The organism is Pseudoalteromonas espejiana DSM 9414, assembly GCF_002221525.1.
Lineage (GTDB): Bacteria > Pseudomonadota > Gammaproteobacteria > Enterobacterales > Alteromonadaceae > Pseudoalteromonas > Pseudoalteromonas espejiana.
The window spans coordinates 1,436,787-1,454,375 of sequence record NZ_CP011028.1 but is presented as its reverse complement, the minus strand read 5'-3'; the positions used below and the strand labels follow the sequence as shown (position 1 = coordinate 1,454,375).

The 17,589-nt window shown below is 40.3% G+C and carries 13 protein-coding genes, 9 tRNA genes and 1 pseudogene; 5 read left to right on the top strand and 18 right to left on the bottom strand.

Going from position 1 to position 17,589, the window contains the following annotated elements:
- Positions 1-11 precede the first annotated feature (11 nt).
- From PESP_RS06765 to PESP_RS06750, 4 genes are all read left to right on the top strand, one after another.
- Positions 12-683, top strand: coding sequence for a response regulator transcription factor (locus PESP_RS06765; RefSeq protein ID WP_089347333.1), 672 nt, complete (start codon positions 12-14; stop codon positions 681-683).
- Complete coding sequence (locus tag PESP_RS06760; protein WP_089347332.1) at positions 676-2,121, top strand: sensor histidine kinase; 1,446 nt, start codon at positions 676-678, stop codon at positions 2,119-2,121. Before PESP_RS06765 ends, PESP_RS06760 begins: the two co-directional genes overlap by 8 nt.
- Entirely contained in the window at positions 2,118-3,185 is a 1,068-nt protein-coding gene (locus PESP_RS06755; RefSeq protein ID WP_089347331.1) for an ABC transporter substrate-binding protein, read from the top strand. The genes PESP_RS06760 and PESP_RS06755 overlap by 4 nt, the downstream gene beginning before the upstream one ends.
- A 181-nt stretch (positions 3,186-3,366) precedes the next feature.
- Positions 3,367-6,036 carry a CHASE domain-containing protein gene (locus tag PESP_RS06750; protein ID WP_089347330.1) on the top strand — a complete coding sequence of 890 codons (2,670 nt, stop codon included), beginning with the start codon at positions 3,367-3,369 and terminating at the stop codon, positions 6,034-6,036.
- A gap of 39 nt (positions 6,037-6,075) precedes the next feature.
- Here the strand turns inward: PESP_RS06750 and PESP_RS06745 are convergent.
- From PESP_RS06745 to tolQ, 16 genes are all read right to left on the bottom strand, one after another.
- Positions 6,076-6,165: transfer RNA gene (locus PESP_RS06745), tRNA-Ser, on the bottom strand.
- Between the two features lie 166 nt (positions 6,166-6,331).
- A complete protein-coding gene (gene nadA / locus PESP_RS06740) occupies positions 6,332-7,372 on the bottom strand; it encodes a quinolinate synthase NadA (RefSeq protein WP_089347329.1) in 1,041 nt (346 codons plus the stop codon).
- Between the two features lie 149 nt (positions 7,373-7,521).
- Positions 7,522-7,597 (bottom strand) — tRNA-Lys (locus PESP_RS06735).
- 77 nt (positions 7,598-7,674) lie between these two features.
- Positions 7,675-7,750 (bottom strand) — tRNA-Lys (locus tag PESP_RS06730).
- 72 nt (positions 7,751-7,822) lie between these two features.
- Positions 7,823-7,898: transfer RNA gene (locus PESP_RS06725), tRNA-Lys, on the bottom strand.
- 77 nt (positions 7,899-7,975) lie between these two features.
- Positions 7,976-8,051, bottom strand: a tRNA-Lys gene (locus PESP_RS06720).
- Between the two features lie 77 nt (positions 8,052-8,128).
- Positions 8,129-8,204, bottom strand: a tRNA-Lys gene (locus PESP_RS06715).
- Positions 8,205-8,281: 77 nt separating this feature from the next.
- Positions 8,282-8,357: transfer RNA gene (locus tag PESP_RS06710), tRNA-Lys, on the bottom strand.
- A gap of 78 nt (positions 8,358-8,435) precedes the next feature.
- A tRNA-Lys gene (locus tag PESP_RS06705) sits at positions 8,436-8,511 on the bottom strand.
- Positions 8,512-8,588: 77 nt separating this feature from the next.
- Positions 8,589-8,664 (bottom strand) — tRNA-Lys (locus tag PESP_RS06700).
- Between the two features lie 228 nt (positions 8,665-8,892).
- Entirely contained in the window at positions 8,893-9,642 is a 750-nt protein-coding gene (gene ybgF / locus PESP_RS06695; RefSeq protein ID WP_089347328.1) for a tol-pal system protein YbgF, read from the bottom strand.
- 13 nt (positions 9,643-9,655) lie between these two features.
- On the bottom strand, positions 9,656-10,198 hold the full coding sequence (gene pal / locus PESP_RS06690) for a peptidoglycan-associated lipoprotein Pal (RefSeq protein ID WP_089347327.1): 543 nt from the start codon (positions 10,196-10,198) through the stop codon (positions 9,656-9,658).
- A 36-nt stretch (positions 10,199-10,234) separates the two neighbouring features.
- Positions 10,235-11,593: a Tol-Pal system beta propeller repeat protein TolB gene (tolB, locus tag PESP_RS06685; protein ID WP_089347326.1), complete on the bottom strand. Its 1,359-nt coding sequence runs from the start codon at positions 11,591-11,593 to the stop codon at positions 10,235-10,237.
- Positions 11,594-11,602: 9 nt separating this feature from the next.
- Entirely contained in the window at positions 11,603-12,529 is a 927-nt protein-coding gene (gene tolA / locus PESP_RS06680) for a cell envelope integrity protein TolA (RefSeq protein WP_089347325.1), read from the bottom strand.
- A gap of 4 nt (positions 12,530-12,533) precedes the next feature.
- Positions 12,534-12,965, bottom strand: coding sequence for a protein TolR (tolR, locus tag PESP_RS06675; RefSeq protein ID WP_089347324.1), 432 nt, complete (start codon positions 12,963-12,965; stop codon positions 12,534-12,536).
- Positions 12,952-13,656, bottom strand: coding sequence for a protein TolQ (tolQ, locus tag PESP_RS06670; RefSeq protein ID WP_089347323.1), 705 nt, complete (start codon positions 13,654-13,656; stop codon positions 12,952-12,954). The genes tolR and tolQ overlap by 14 nt, the downstream gene beginning before the upstream one ends.
- Before the next feature lie 893 nt (positions 13,657-14,549).
- Here tolQ and PESP_RS06665 point away from each other — a divergent pair.
- A pseudogene (locus tag PESP_RS06665) lies at positions 14,550-15,026 on the top strand (IS5 family transposase); the annotation flags it as partial.
- Positions 15,027-15,352: 326 nt separating this feature from the next.
- Here PESP_RS06665 and PESP_RS06660 read toward each other — a convergent pair.
- Together PESP_RS06660 and ruvB are read right to left on the bottom strand one after the other, a co-directional pair.
- A complete protein-coding gene (locus PESP_RS06660; RefSeq protein ID WP_089346266.1) occupies positions 15,353-16,111 on the bottom strand; it encodes an IS5 family transposase in 759 nt (252 codons plus the stop codon).
- A gap of 464 nt (positions 16,112-16,575) precedes the next feature.
- Positions 16,576-17,583 carry a Holliday junction branch migration DNA helicase RuvB gene (gene ruvB / locus PESP_RS06655; RefSeq protein ID WP_089347321.1) on the bottom strand — a complete coding sequence of 336 codons (1,008 nt, stop codon included), beginning with the start codon at positions 17,581-17,583 and terminating at the stop codon, positions 16,576-16,578.
- Positions 17,584-17,589 lie beyond the last annotated feature (6 nt).

Genomic DNA, 17,589 nt, shown 5'->3' with positions numbered 1-17,589 from the left:
AGGTGTGCTCAATGAGAATTTTAGCGGTTGAAGATGATGAGGTTTTAGGCGAAGCAATTTGCCAACGCTTTACCAAAATGGGCCAAGGTATAGACTTAGTAACCAGCGGTGATGTAGCTAATTCATTACTAAAACGCCATGAGTACGACCTTATTTTACTTGACTTAAACCTACCTAATTTAAACGGCGAACAAATCCTTAAAAAGCTCAGAGCCCGCGCCTCTAATACTCCTGTGTTAATTTTAACAGCCAGAGCACAAGTAGAGCACCGCATAGAGTTACTTGACTTAGGCGCTGACGATTACCTCACTAAACCTTTTGATTTTGGCGAATTAGAAGCCCGTTGCCGCGCCCTACTCAGACGAAACCAAGGCTTAGGCAAAGATATAATTAGTTATGGCAACCTCGACTTTGACCGTAAATCTTGCACGGTTACCATTGCCAAAGAGCTTATTGATTTAAAACAACGCGAATTTAGATTGCTCGAAATATTTTTAACTCACCAGGGTAAAGTGCTTAATAAAGACGAGTTACTCGATCACTTATATTCGTTTGACGACTCACCTAGCCCCAACGCCATAGAAACCTATGTAGCAAGGCTGCGTAAAAAGCTGGTAAATAGCAGTGTTGATATAAAAACCCTACGTGGTTTAGGGTATTTATTAGCTGAGCCTAATGAATAGCAAAACATTGCCCTCTATAAGAAGGCAGCTGCTTACCATTACCATTGCATTAATGGTTATAATTACCCTTATTACTTATTTTATGGCCAATAACTACAGTAAAAATGCGGCTAAAATTTCGTACGATCGGCTGCTTGCCAGTGCTGCCCTGCAAATTTTTGAAAACACTAATATTGATTACCACGAAGTATTAGTGGACTTACCCAGCGCTACATTTGAAACACTCTCTATGGCTTCCAACGACAGGCTGGTATATCAAATTACGCAAAATAAAGGGGAGCATTTAACTGGTTACGAAGGCTTATACGGGCATATTTTACAAAAAGCTGGCGATCAATGGCAACGTGCTGAGTACGACCCGCGCGATAACCTCCTTATTCAATTTTGGGAAGGCGACTATAAAGGTGAAAACTTTCGCTTTATTTTACTCTCAGACAAGCTTTACGAGGTTGGCGAATCGTTCGATGTAAATATATTAATAGGCCAAACAACACAAGCGCGCGACCAACTTGCCTACGAAATGAATTTAAATGTAATTCAAATGGTTATACTAACTTTTATCATTGCAATTGTGCTTATATTAATAGGTGTAAACCAAATACTGCGCCCTATTTACAGCATTAATAAAAAAATTCGTAAGCGCTCTCCTACCGATTTACGCCCTATTGATATGTCGGTACCCAAAGAAATGGCCGATTTAATCTCAACAATTAACCACTTTATTTCGCAGTTAGAGGTATCGCTTAATCATTTAAAACGCTTTACTGGTGAAGTTGCCCATCAAATAAGAACGCCCCTAGCGGGCCTTAAAAGCCAAGCTCAAAATGCAATTGAAGAAAGTGATGAAAAAACCAGAACTGAGCAGTTAAACCGTGTTTTGTATTCAACCGATTTACTCGACAGCACGGTTACACAACTTTTAAATCAAGCAACGCTTGCACATCGCTTTCATAGTCAACCGTTAATAACCCTCTCGTTGCCAGAACTGGTTAAATCGGTGTGCCGCGATGTGGCTGTGTCGGCTATTCAACGCGGCGTGATCATTACCTACCAAGGTGATGAAAACCTAATGATTAGTGGGGATTCGTTCGCCCTTAGCCAAATGCTGCGCAATATACTCGAAAATGCGATTAAATTTAGCCCGCAAAATAAAGAAGTAAACGTATCTACCGAGCTACACAGTACTGAGCACGGCTATATTGCCCGCTTATGTGTAGCAGACCAAGGTGTGGGTGTGCCCGATGCGCAAAAACAACACGTGTTTGAACGGTTTTATAAAAGTAAAGGCGACCCCCGCGCCGGAAGTGGCCTAGGCCTTAGTATTGCCAAAGAAGTTGCACAGCATCATAACGCTGCAATAAAACTACTTGATAACACCCCTTCTGGGCTTATTTTTGAAATTAACTTTCCGCTGATGCTGACAGAGGACGAACATTGAGATTTTTAGCCCCCGTAATTAAGGTATTAGTGCTTATTTACTTAATGAGCTGTGCATGTGTAAGTGCAAAAACGCCACTGGTGTTTCCTGCCAAAAGCACACAAAAAACAGTACTTAAAATATATGGCGGCGCTGACAAAATGGAAATTGCCCCTTTTTTGTCGGCATATCAAAAAAGCCACCCTGAGGTGCAAATTGATTATTACGAACTGAGCACTTACGGTGTTTACCGTGAGTTTTTAGCTGATGTAAAAAACCCACCCGACGTGCTGTTAAGTTCGGCCATGAACTTACAAGTAAAACTTGTTAATGATGGCTACGCACAGCCCTATAGCTCTGAATATACAAATAAACTCCCTGCTTGGGGTAAATGGCGCAATGAGGTATTTGGTTTTACCTACGAAACCGCCGTTATTGCTTTTAACAAAGACTTTTTAGGAAAAGAGGTGGCGCCAAGTAGCCGTAACGAACTACTAGAACTCATACGTAGGCGAAGTGAGCAAATTAAAGGCCGTATTGGTATTTACGATATAACTCAAGTAGGTATAGGCTATTTACTGTGGGCACATGACCGCGAGCAAAGTTCAAGTTATGGGCGTATGCTTGAGTCGTTTGGCTATCATAGTACACGTGTATTTAGGCGCAGCGCCGACATACTTAAGGCCCTTTCTACGGGCGAGCTAAATATTGGCTATAACATACTGAGCTCTTATGCGCGCACGTGGGCAGCACAGCACCCTAATATTGTTGTGGTGCAACCTAAAGACTACACCTCTGTAATAATGCGCAGCGCCATCATTCCTAAACACGCAAAAAATGTATTAGAGGCTCAGCGCTTTATTGATTACTTAGTGTCAGTTCAAGGTCAAACCGATATGGCTAACTTTACTAACTTTGAACCAATTAATAACGAAGTACGTGTAAAACAAAAGCATTTGCTTGATATATCTGAAGGTCAGCTTCGCCCTGTACCATTAGGCATTGAAATATTGGTGATAGACGATCAGATGAAGCGCCAAATTATTATTCAAGAATGGGAAAGCGCCCTCATTGAGTATTTATAGCTAATCGTTTATGTGTACTTGTTACCCCTTAGTTATACCGGCTTAATATTGTTTTTACACGGAACAGTATAAACACCGTACCTATTACAAACTTTTATGATTGTTTCCTTTTTGATACCTGCTATATTAATACTTTATAGTGGTGAATACTTAAATACGTATTATATAAAAGGATTAGTTAATGGCGGCGCCACACTCTGCAGTTAAAGGGTTAAAAACCTCCATTACCAGCCAAGTTATTATTATGCTGTTAGGGGTTGTGTGCAGTATATTTTATCAATTTAAAGCTGACCAACAGCTCACTAGCCAAATTAAAGAAACCCTAGACACACGCCTTCAATACATCACAAATGGTATTTCACAGCGCCTTGAATTATATGGTTATGGCTTAAGCGGGCTTAAAGGGCTTATAAGTGCGTTACCTCATGATAAAATTAATTATGACGTTATAAAAAACTACTCACGTAGCCGTAATTATGCACAGGAGTTTCCTGGTGCTGGTGGTATAGGCTTTATTAAAAAAGTAGCAGATAACCAATTAGCTTCTTTTATCGAAGCTGCACAAGCTGAACGCCCCGACCATCAATTTGCGCTAAAAACAATAGCTGAGCATGGCAATTCACACTTTATAATTCAGTATATATTTCCTGAGCAACCAAACTTAGCCGCCATTGGTTTAGACATTGGCTCTGAAAAAAACCGCCGAAGCGCAGCACTTAATGCAGCAACTGCAAACGGGCTAGCACTCACAGCACCCTTAACACTCGTTCAAGCAAATCAAAAAGCCCAGCATGGTTTTTTAATGCTTTTACCTGTTTACAATACAGCTACTGTTGCAATGCAGCCTAAACAGCGACTGGCTCAATTAAGCGGATGGACCTACGCCCCGTTATTAATTGATAACATTTTAAGCTCACTCGATAAGTTTGGTGCTAACTTTTTAAGTATTAGCGATGTGACAGATACACAAACCGTTGAGTTTTTTAATTTAGGAGATAAATCCCTAAGTACACCTTATGCAAGTAGTAAAACAATTGAAGTGATGGGTAGGCAGTGGAAAATAAACCTACAGGCATCACAATCATTTTTAAAAAGCTCACACCTTAAAAAAAGCTACCAACCTTTAATGAGCGGCTTATTACTTACTGCGTTAATTATGATGGCGCTGCTTGCGTTGCAACTCATTACTTATAAAAAGGCGCAAAAAAATCGCATAATTTTAAATATGGAAAAAGAGCATAAACGTGCATTACAACACGCTAACCAAAATTTAGAGTCTGAGGTTCACTCTCGTACTCAGCAATTAGAAGAAATAACCACCCTGCAAAGAAGTATTCTAGACAGTGCACACTACTCTATTATTGCAACAGACAAAGACGGGTTAATTAGTGAGTTTAATCCTGCGGCAGAAAAATTATTAAAATACACAGCCAGTGAAGTAATAGGTAAATTTACTCCATTTATATTTCATTTAGACAGTGAAATTCAAACACTCATTGATGATCTCACAAAACAGCAAGGCCAAAAGGTAGCGCTAAGCTTTGATATATTTTTACTGCAAGCACAATTAAATAATAAAAATACAAACCAGTGGACTTACGTAGACAAGCACCAGCAACAAACACAAGTAAATTTAAGTGTTACTAAGCTTTTAAATAATAAAGGTGAAGCCGTTGGTTACTTAGGTATTGCGTACGATTTAACACGCCATATTGAACAGCAACAAGCCCTTGCTAACGCGATATCGCAAGCGCAACATGCATCGCGTGCTAAATCTGAGTTTTTAGCCAATATGAGCCACGAAATAAGAACACCAATGAACGGTGTATTTGGTACGTTGCAACTACTTCAAGAAGAAAACCTACCAGATAAAGCAAGAAATTATTTAAAAAAAGCAATTTACTCCACTCGCTCACTAACAACCATTATTAACGATATTTTAGACTTTTCGAAAATAGAGGCAGGAAAGCTCTCAATAGAAGAAACACCTTTTGAGCTAGATGAATTAATGCATCATTTAGAGTCTGATTTATTAATACCCGCCAACGAGAAAAACATAAATCTTGAAATTATTAATAATATTGAGCACAACAATTGGATTGGCGACCCCGTAAGGCTTAGGCAGATATTTTTAAATTTAATTTCTAATGCGATTAAGTTCACCAACGAAGGCTCTGTATCAATGCAGGTGAGCTTAAAAGGTGAAGACACCCTAAGTTTTAAAGTATCTGACACAGGCATAGGTATTTCTCAGCAGGCCTTAGAAAGGCTATTTGAGCGCTTTGAACAGGCAGACAAATCAACCACTCGTGAATATGGTGGAACAGGCCTAGGTTTGGCTATCACCCAATCATTGGTCGAATTAATGAATGGCACTATTAGCGTAAGTAGCCAGTTAGGTAGTGGCAGCCAATTTACTGTGACACTGCCACTGGTTAAAGCCCAAGCAAGCGCTGTAAAAGCAAACGATGCTGCGCTGGTATTACCTAACCTAACCAACAAAACAGTGCTGATTGCTGAAGATAACAAAATAAACCAGCTTGTAGCATCTTCATTTATGGAGGCAACAGGTGCAAACATTATTATTGCCAACAATGGTATTGAAGCCGTTGAATTATATGAAGTACACGAACCCGACATTATTTTAATGGATATTCAAATGCCTAAAATGAACGGTTTAGAAGCGTGTAAAATAATTAAAAATAAAAACAGCAAACAACTTATCTTAGCGTTGACTGCGAATGTATTGAGTGAACAAAAGCGTTTGTATGCTCAACTATTTGACGGCTATATCTCTAAGCCTATAGAAAAACATGAGCTAATAAAAGCACTTCAATCGGTAGGATTTTAAAACGACAAAGCCCAGTATAAATACTGGGCTTTTAAATAATGGTGGAGGAAGAGGGATTCGAACCCTCGTTAGGGATTAACCTAAACACACTTTCCAGGCGTGCGCCTTCAGCCACTCAGCCATTCCTCCACGGTGTTGCATTGCAACAGCGCGTTATAGTATGAAATAGGTAACATAGGTGCAAGGCATTTTTAAGTTTGCGCCGTTAACTGCCTACTTATCAATCAGCAATATATAAAAGGCATAAAAAAACGGCTAAACCAGCTGGTTTAACCGCTTTTATACAGCGTGTTATTTACTTTGCCATGTTGGCTGTAAAGTCTAACATGCGGTTAAGTGACTTAAGTGCACCTTCGCGTAAATCCATATCTACAAATACTTCTTTACCCTGTGGGTCTACTAGCGCCTCTTCAATCGCTTTTAAGCCGTTCATTGCCATCCATGGGCAATGTGCACAACTTTTACAAGACGCGCCTTCACCGGCAGTTGGGGCTGCAAAAAACTCTTTTTCTGGGCATAGCTGCTGCATTTTGTAAAAAATACCGCGGTCAGTAGCAACAATAAACTTTTCGTTGTCCATTGTTTGTGCCGCTTTAATTAGTTGGCTTGTTGAACCTACCGCATCTGCAAGTGCAACTATTTCAGCTGGCGACTCTGGGTGAACTAACACGCCAGCATCTGGATGCAGCGCTTTCATGTCTTTAAGTGCTTTCGTTTTGAATTCGTCGTGTACGATACATGCGCCATTCCACATGATCATATCAGCACCGGTATTTTTTTGAATGTAACTACCTAAGTGCTTATCTGGGCCCCAAATAATTTTTTCGCCTTGCTCATCAAGGTGTTCAACTATTTCAAGCGCACACGATGAGGTTACAATCCAATCTGCACGCGCTTTAACCGCTGTCGATGTGTTTGCATATACAACAACTTTACGCTCAGGGTGCTGATCGCAAAACGCAGAGAACTCATCAATTGGGCAACCAATGTCTAACGAACAGGTTGCTTCAAGTGTTGGCATAACAACGGTTTTATTTGGCGTTAAAATTTTTGCGGTTTCGCCCATAAAACGCACGCCAGCAACAATTATCATGTCGGCATCATGACGTGCACCAAAGCGTGCCATTTCTAATGAGTCGGCAACACAGCCACCCGTTTCTTCGGCAAGTGCTTGAATTTCAGGATCAGTATAATAATGCGCAACAAGTACTGCATTTTTATCTTTCAGTAATTGTTTAATACGCGCTTTATATTCGCCTTGCTCGTCTTGTGTTAACGGGGCTGGCTTAGGAGGAAAGATATAACCTTCTGGCATAATAGTTTGAGCTAGACTCATGTTCTCGACCACTTCATCTACAGTGCATTAATTACGGCAAATTATACGAGAATACAGGGCTAAATAACAGCTATCTGAGCATGCTGTTTATAAATAAAAATAAGAAACTGAATTAAATAAAATAAGGAAGAAAAAGAAGATTTTAGAAGTGGTGGGTCATGATGGACTTGAACCATCGACCAATGGATTAAAAGTCCACTGCTCTACCAACTGAGCTAATGACCCGCTCTAAATGCTTTATAAGAAAAAGCGTTGCGTGAATCCGCCGATTGAAACCACACTTTACTTAAACAAATAAAGAATGGTGGGTCATGATGGACTTGAACCATCGACCAATGGATTAAAAGTCCACTGCTCTACCAACTGAGCTAATGACCCGCTCTGGTTGCTTACTCTAAAAGTAAACTGCGTGAATCCGCCGATTGAACCAAACCTTACCTAAATAAAGAATGGTGGGTCATGATGGACTTGAACCATCGACCAATGGATTAAAAGTCCACTGCTCTACCAACTGAGCTAATGACCCGCTCTGGTTATTTACTCTAAAAGTAAACTGCGTAAATCCGCCGATTGAAACCATGCTTTATCTAAACAAATAAAGAATGGTGGGTCATGATGGACTTGAACCATCGACCAATGGATTAAAAGTCCACTGCTCTACCAACTGAGCTAATGACCCGCTCTGGTTGTTTACTCTAAAAATAAACTGCGTAAATCCGCCGATTGAAACCACACTTTACTTATGCAAATAAAGAATGGTGGGTCATGATGGACTTGAACCATCGACCAATGGATTAAAAGTCCACTGCTCTACCAACTGAGCTAATGACCCGCTCTGATTGCTTACTCTGAAAGTAAACTGCGTAAATCCGCCGATTGAAACCACGCTTTACTTATACAAATAAAGAATGGTGGGTCATGATGGACTTGAACCATCGACCAATGGATTAAAAGTCCACTGCTCTACCAACTGAGCTAATGACCCGCTCTGGTTGTTTACTCTAAAAAGTAAACTGCGTAAATCCGCCGATTGAAACCATGCTTTACTTAAACAAATAAAGAATGGTGGGTCATGATGGACTTGAACCATCGACCAATGGATTAAAAGTCCACTGCTCTACCAACTGAGCTAATGACCCGCTCTGGTTGTTTACTCTAAAAGTAAACTGCGTAAATCCGCCGATAGAAACCATGCTTTACTTAAACAAATAAAGAATGGTGGGTCATGATGGACTTGAACCATCGACCAATGGATTAAAAGTCCACTGCTCTACCAACTGAGCTAATGACCCGCTCTTTTTGCCGCATTTTGAGTGGGGTAACCATTCGTTTGCTGCGGGCGCTTATAATACTTATTTATAAAATGAGTGCAACCGAAAATGTCTCTTTTTTTAAGTTTTTATGTCTAGGTGAGCAAAATTAAAGCGTTTGTGCTCAAACTACATGCAAATACAAGATTCGCCGAGTATTTCTATATAGTTTAAGCACCAAAATAGCTGCTTAAATCAATTGCTCATCGACTAGTTAGCTAAGCGCTCGGTTGCAAGCTTTGCTGCAGTTGTACTTGGATATTGGTTAATTAGATCACCCAATATTTTTTGTGCGTCTTGATTTAAACCTTGCTCTTGTAAAAGCGTACCTAATTTTAGCATGGCATCTGGGCGTTTATTTGAATTTGGAAACTCATTAACAACCACTTTAAAGTGCTCGCTTGCCTTAACACCGTCATTTTTAATAGTAAGTAATTGCCCAAGCCAATAGTGTGCATTAGATGCATATACTGAATTAGGATACGTAGTTAAAAATGTTTGAAACTCAGGAATAGCTTGATCGTAGCGTTTATCTTTCATTATTAGCGCTACAGCGCGTTCGTAAGCTTCGTTTTCAGATAAGTCACTGCTATAGGTTTGTGCATCACTTGGTTGCGTATAATCAGTTGCAGGCGCAGCAGCAGGTTGTGTATAAGCTTGGCTTACACGGTTTTCTATTTCTTGATAAAGCTCACGCTGGCGTTGCAGTACTTTTTCAAGCTTGTAACTTTGTTCTTCAGTAACACCACGGATTTGGCTTACTTCATCTTGTAGTAAGTTAAGTTGTTGCTGTAATTCAACTTGTAATAAGTTTCGCGACTGCATCATGTTTTCAAGTGATGCTAAACGCTTCTCTATGCTCGACTGTGAACTTGCAGCTTCTGAAACAGGAGCGGGAGCAGCCAAAACTTGGGTGCTCCCGCTCAATATCATGGCTGCCAAAATAATTTTCGGCTTCATAATATCTCTTATCTTAGTAAACTAGTACCGCACGGCGGTTTTTAGCGAAAGCTGACTCAGTGCGAGATTTAACCATTGGCTTCTCTTCACCGTAGCTAACTACTGACATTTGGCTTGCAGAAACACCTAAGCTTTGTAGGTATTTTTCTACTGCTTGGCCACGGTGCTCACCTAGTGCAATGTTGTACTCTGGTGTACCGCGCTCATCAGCGTGGCCTTCAATTAATACTTTAACTGATGGGTTTTGAACTAAAAACTCAGCATGTGCACGAAGTAATTCTGCGTACTTGCTCTCAACAGTGGCTTTATCGAAGTCGAAGTAAATTACTTGCTCTTGACGAAGCGCTTCATACTTTTGACGAAGTTGCTCTTCTGCTTGTTGTTCAGGTGAAATTGTTGCTACTTCAACTGTATCTGTGTTTGTTGATTGCTCAACAGCACTTTGGTTTGATTGGTTAGCTGCGCCTTCATCAATATCTGAAGATGAGCTACAAGCGGCTAATGTCATTACTGGCACAGCGATTAGCAGGCCTTTAAGTACTTTGTTAAGTTGCATTGAGTAGATTCCTATTTTTGAGTAAACCAGCAAATATTACTGTAAATATGGCGACCAAGCTGGCGCCTTTACTTGTCCGTCTAGCACGGGTAAGCGTGCTTTAAAGCGACCGTCCATCGATACCAGCGCGAGTACCTGTTTATTGTTATGAAGCGTGCTATAAATGATCATCGAACCGTTTGGCGCTATGCTCGGTGATTCATCAAGGCGTGTTCGTGTTAAAACTTGGAACGCACCTGTAGCCAGCTCTTTCTTAGCAAGATGGTACTGCCCGTTGGTACGGTTAACCATCACTAATTCTTTACTGTCTGGCGTTATTGAACCCGCTAGGTTCATATCGCCGTCAAAGGTCAATCTTTGTGACCTACCAGTTCTTAAATTTAACTTATAAATCTGGGCATTACCACCCCTTTCAGATGTAAACACAATATCTTGACCATTTGGATACCAAGATGGTTCAGTATCTATACTACGGTGGCGTGTAAGGCGTGTTTCTTTACGGGTAGCTAAGTCTAAAACGTAAACTTCGGTAGCACCGGTTTTATCTTTTGAAAGCACTAATAATAGCTTTTTACCATCTGGCGAAAACTGCGGTGCACCGTTAATACCACGATAGCTTGTGATAAGTTCACGCTTGCCTGAATATAAATCTTGGATATAAATTTGGCTTTGGCGGTTTTCAAACGTTACATACGCAAGTTTAGTCCCATCTGGCGACCATGCTGGCGACATTAACGGCTCTTTTGAGCGAAGTAGCACCTGCTCGTTAAAGCCATCGTAATCGGCAACCACTAACTGGTAAGGTTTAGCATCGTCTTCACGCACAATTACATAAGCAATTTTAGTTAAAAACGCGCCCTTTTCACCGGTTAGCTTTTCATAAACTACGTCGCTAATGCGGTGTGAGTAACGACGAAAACCAGCTTGGCCAATTACGCTTTCACGCGCTTCTAAAATATGGTCTTGGCTTTGTACTAATTTACCATTCGTCATCATTTTTGTTTGTCCGCCGGTGATTTGCCCGCGAATAACATCAACTAACTCATAGCGTACTAAGTAGCGCCCGTCTGTTTGCTGCTCAACTTCACCAACAACAACGGCTTCTACACCTTTATTAACCCAAGCGGCGTAATCAATTTCGCCATCTTTACTTGGTTGTTGCGGCATTTGTGCAATATCGACCGGTTTAAACTTACCACTGCGCATTAAATCGGCAGCAATTACATCACTTAGTTTTTGTGGAATTGGACCAACACCTTGGTATTTAAAAGGCACAATAGCAATTGGCCGTGCACCATCTACCCCTTCGGTTATTACAATTTCAAGTGCCGCATTTGCAACACCTTGAAACCCCAATAATATAACTAAAAAGGCTACTTTAATTTTGCTGAACATATCATTCCTTTAAAATTCTGGCTTGATTGTTAAATTAATATTCTTAAGTTGTTCGAATACGTCTTTGTCTTTAGATACAGGTAATGTATCGGCCATGCGCACAGCTCTTAATGCCGCCTCACACACAAGCTTATCACCACCTAACGATTTAACTTGCGTTACTAAACCATTAAACCCTAAACGAATATTTACTCGACACTGTTGGTTTTTCATTTTTTCGTCAATAAGTAAGTTTTGCTGAATGCGCGCCATAATTAATGCACGGTATTTATCAACTTCACTCACCACTTGTTGCTGACGAATTTTACTACGAGCGGCTTGTTCTTTAGCAAGTTGCTCTTGTAGCATTTGTTCTTGCAATGCTTGCTGACGTTTACGCTCTGCTTCTTTTGCACGCTCTTTTGCTTCAGCTTCACGTTTTTTACGCTCGGCTTCTGCTTTTTTAAGTGCTTCTTCTTCGGCTTTGCGCTTATCTGCAGCGGCTTTTGCTGCATTTTCAGCTTCTTGCTTTTGCTTTTCGGCTTGTTTAGCTTTAGCACGCTCTTTTTGCTCAATTGCACGTGCTTTTTTAGCTTCAGCCTCAGCTTGTGCTTTTTCTTTCTCTTTAGCCTTTCGCTGTTGCTCTAGCTTTTTAATATTGCGTGCTTCAGCTTCACGCTGTTTGCGTGCATTAGCTGCTCTGCGCTCTAAGTCACGAATGCGTTTGTCTTCTGCACGCTTTTTTGAATCTTCTTTTTTTTGCAATTCAGCAATTTTTTGCTCAACTTGCTTTTGATCAACAGTTACTGCCGATACTGCATTGTCAGGCTCAGGAATAGCCGAATTAAGTGTCACTTCCATTACTTTAGGTGCAGGCGGGTGAATATTTGCAGTTGCCCACAAAAAGCCCCCTAAACCTAAATGCAAAAGTACCGACTTGATTATAGAACTATTCATGTTACTACTGTGTCCCCTCAAAGGATTCTGTCATTAAACCCACAGATGGTACGCCAGCATTCTTTAAAAAGTCCATTAATAACAATACTTCTTGGTACGAAACCTTGCCAGAGCCTTTAATCATTACTGGCACATCAGGGTTTTTCATTAGTTGTAGCTTAATTACGGCTGCCACATCTAATGCTTCCATTGGCTCTTCTGGGTCGGTGCCTACGCTTACATAGTACTTACCCGCAGAGTCAATTGAGGCAATAATAGGTGGCGTGTCTTTAGTATCAACTAAATCAGACTCTTCCATTTTTGGTAAATCAACTTTTACACCGTGAGTAATAAGCGGTGCTGTTGCCATGAATATAATTAACAGTACCAACATTACATCAATGTAAGGTACTACATTAATTTCTGCGACCGGACGGCGCTTCTTACGCTGATACATTCGCTTGAGCCTCTATTTGGGTAGCTGCTTGACGGTGTAATATATTGGCAAATTCTTCCATAAAGTTGATATAATGCGACTCTAGCTTTTCAACTTTATTTGCAAAACGGTTGTAAGCAATTACTGCCGGAATAGCCGCAAATAAGCCCATTGCTGTTGCAATAAGTGCCTCAGCAATACCTGGCGCTACCATTTGTAAGGTTGCTTGCTTTACTTCACCTAGTGCAATAAATGCATTCATGATACCCCACACAGTACCAAATAAGCCGATGTAAGGGCTAATAGAACCCACTGTGGCTAAAAACGATAAGCTCGATTCAAGTTTTTCAATTTCACGCGAAAGCGCCACACGCATAGAGCGGTGCGTACCTTCCATCACAATACCAGCACTTTGAAAAGTATTCTTTTTATGGCGGGCAAACTCTTTAAAGCCTGAGGTAAATAGTGCTTCAATACCGTGAGATTGACCACTGCGAGATGAAATTTCGTTGTATAACTTGCTTAAATCGATACCTGACCAAAATTTTTGTTCGAATTTTTTGGCATTAGACAAGGCTTCGTTGATTGCTTTTTTACGCTGAAAAATTATTGCCCACGACATAACAGACATTGCCACTAGCGCTAGCATCACTAATTGCACAAGCAAACTGGCTTCTAGAATTAGATCTAAAAAATTAAGCCCTGATCCCACGTTAAACTCCTAAATAATTTCAAAAAACGTCATATTGGTTATTTTGTTTAAGACCGTTAACACGGCCAATAGTTGCATCTAGTGTATCGAGTCAATTTAATGCTGACAACGATATTGCTATGAATTGGCAACAAAAAACGTTAAATCTACGGTAAATCTCGGGTTTGTTTCTAAAACACGACAATTACACTTTATAAAAAACAACTAATTACTACAAAAGTGCGTAAATATACGCAGAAAACTTAATAAAACGCACCGTTTATTCATTAAAAGTGAATAAGCACGCAAAAGTAATTTAAGCTTCAACTAACGAACTAATTTAACTAATACTGACGCCATACAACTCAGACCAGTTATTCATTAAATATCATAAACTTATAAAGTTAACACTAAATTAACGAACAACTTTTAAACAACAATAAAATTCATCAGATTAGTTTTTTTTATCTGAAATTTTAAATTTTCTAGTTTGAACAAAAAATGGTTCTTACGTATTATTCACCCATACCGAGCTAGCGCACACAATGAAATCTTTTTTCATTAAGCCCAGTTCTTAGTAATAGGATTTTTAAATCGTATTACATTGTTTTACTCTTTTTGGATAAAACCTTATTAAGTAAAACGTAGTTCCCCTGGATTACTTCCTTCAACTTGTTGTTTGCCCGCATTATATGCGGGCTTTTTTTTGCCTAAATTTTACTACCATGCTAACTGAGGTTTAATGTAAATAACCGGATTTTTAAGGTAGTAAAAAATAGCGAATTCTTGCCGCAATAGCTTTATTGGTACGCAGCATAGCCACGCCAGTCTTAACGTTAAGTGAATTACAAAATGATTTTAATTTTTTGATTACATTTGCAACAAACTGAATGAAAGTTAACTAACTAATATATTTGTTGCGAGCACATCAACATAGTAGTGGTGCAAAGAGCGACAAAGATGAGTCGATAGGTAAAAGTCGGGGTGGCTTTTCAACTAAGATTCATCTGGCCGTTGATAGCTATGGATACCCAGTACACTTTGAATTAACAGGTGGTCAGCGAAATGACTTTGTTATGGCAGAAAGCCTAATAAAACATTCGCCTAAAAGTGACTATGTGATTGCTGATAAGGGCTACGATAGCCAATCAATTCGTGACTATGTAACTGAGCATGGAAGTGAGCCACTAATCCCTCGGCGTAAAGATAACACCAAGAAAAACAATGATATGGATTGGGATCTATACAAGTATCGACACTTAGTTGAAAATGCGTTTGCACGAATAAAGCACTTCAGAGCAGTATCAACTCGGTACGATAAATTAGAAAGGAACTATGCATCAATGGTTTCATTAGCATTCGCTATTATGTGGTTATCGATGCATACCTGACTAAAATACAAACAAAGATCAACAACCCCTAGGACGTGTTGATTTTTTATGGTTAAATTTTCAGCAGATTGTTTGGTTTTTAGGCAAGGCAGAGCCTATGAAGTGTGGTTATTCCACATAAATAGGCGATAACGCAGCATAAATGCCAAACATGCGCTGCCCTTTGGATCCTTTCTAGGGACGATTAACTCTTTGTTGCTCGGTTTTTACTTAGCCCACTAGGTTACAAACCTCGCGCCGCGATTTAATCGCCCCTAGATTGAACAAATTTCAATCCGCAAAGTTCAACACGCCCTAGGGGTTGTTGATCTTTGTTTGTATTTTAGTCAGGTATGCATCGATAACCACATAATAGCGAATGCTAATGAAACCATTGATGCATAGTTCCTTTCTAATTTATCGTACCGAGTTGATACTGCTCTGAAGTGCTTTATTCGTGCAAACGCATTTTCAACTAAGTGTCGATACTTGTATAGATCCCAATCCATATCATTGTTTTTCTTGGTGTTATCTTTACGCCGAGGGATTAGTGGCTCACTTCCATGCTCAGTTACATAGTCACGAATTGATTGGCTATCGTAGCCCTTATCAGCAATCACATAGTCACTTTTAGGCGAATGTTTTATTAGGCTTTCTGCCATAACAAAGTCATTTCGCTGACCACCTGTTAATTCAAAGTGTACTGGGTATCCATAGCTATCAACGGCCAGATGAATCTTAGTTGAAAAGCCACCCCGACTTTTACCTATCGACTCATCTTTGTCGCTCTTTGCACCACTACTATGTTGATGTGCTCGCACAATACTGCCATCAATGAATAGCCATTCAGAATCAGTGATGAGGGCTAAATGTTTAAAAATAGTATTTAAAATGCCTTTCTTAGACCATAAGTTAAAGCGCCTAAACACAGTACTCCAAAGCCCAAAGTGTGGTGGTAAATCTCGCCAAGGAATTCCTGTGCGCATTCGATACAAAATACCTTCTAGCGTCATTCGGTGGTCAAATTTATTATAAACTCGACCACTATTGAGCATTAATTCTTTGAGCTTTAACCAGCGTTTATCTGTTAACATTGTTCTTGGCATAGCAACATCCGTTCTCGGTGGTATGTTTGATTTTTGGCGAAACCAATTATACCTTGTTGCTATGCCGTTTACTTTTTCAACAAAGATCAACACGCCCTAGGGCGTGTTGACCTTTGCGGATTGAAATTTGTTCAATCTAGGGGCGATTAAATCGCGGCGCGAGGTTTGTAACCTAGTGGGCTAAGTAAAAACCGAGCAAAGCTTCCGCGTCCTGCTCACGCCCCTTACCTACATCCATGTAGGCAACAAAGAGTTTAACGCCCCTAGGCAGAACCCGAAGGGCAGCGCATGTTTGGTATTTATGCTGCGTTATCGCCTATTTATTGGGAATAACCACACTTCATAGGCTCCGCCTTGCCTAAAAACCAAACACACTGCTGCAAATTCAACCATCAAAGCTCAACACGCCCTGATTAAATAAGAGGATTGCCTATAGCTTTGCAGCTATAGGCTGGGTATAGAGGTTAGTCTTGCTTGGGGAGTAAACCAAAGTGGTGGTATGCATTATCTGACACAATACGCCCGCGAGGAGTGCGCTGTATAAACCCTTGTTGAATTAAAAAAGGCTCTATTACATCTTCAATGGTTTCTTTTTCTTCACCTATGGCGGCGGCTAAGTTATCAAGACCAACGGGGCCACCCATAAACTTTTCGATAATAGCGAGTAAATATTTTCGGTCCATATAATCAAAACCACTTTTATCTACATCAATCATATCAAGTGCTTGTTCGGCAACTGCTGCATTAACGGTACCGTCTGATTTTACTTGTGTATAGTCGCGAACACGGCGTAGCAAACGGTTGGCAATACGTGGCGTGCCGCGCGAGCGCTTTGCAATTTCAGTAGCGCCATCGTCACACATTTCTAAATCGAGGTAATGGGCTGAGCGCCCTACAATGTGAGATAAATCAGCTACTGAGTAAAACTCTAAGCGCTGCACTATACCAAAGCGGTCTCTTAGCGGAGAAGTTAGCGACCCTGCACGTGTTGTAGCCCCTATTAATGTAAAAGGGGGTAAATCTAGCTTAATAGAACGTGCGGCTGGGCCTTCACCTATCATTATATCAAGTTGGTAATCTTCCATTGCTGGGTAAAGAATTTCTTCAACTTGTGGGCTAAGCCTGTGTATTTCATCAATAAACAGTACATCACCCTCTTCAAGGTTAGTGAGTAGCGCTGCTAAGTCGCCGGCTTTTTCAAGCACAGGGCCTGAGGTTGTTTTAATGCTTACGTTAAGCTCATTGGCAACAATGTTAGCAAGTGTTGTTTTACCTAAGCCCGGAGGACCAAATATTAATAAATGATCAAGCGCTTCACCGCGGCTACGCGCTGCCTCTATAAATATTTCCATTTGTTGTTTAACGTGCGGCTGACCTTTATAGTCAGCTAAAAGCTTAGGCCTTATTGCGCGGTCTATGGTGTCTTCGTTGGTTTTTTCGCTCGCGTCAATTAAGCGATCAGCTTCAATCATGGTTTA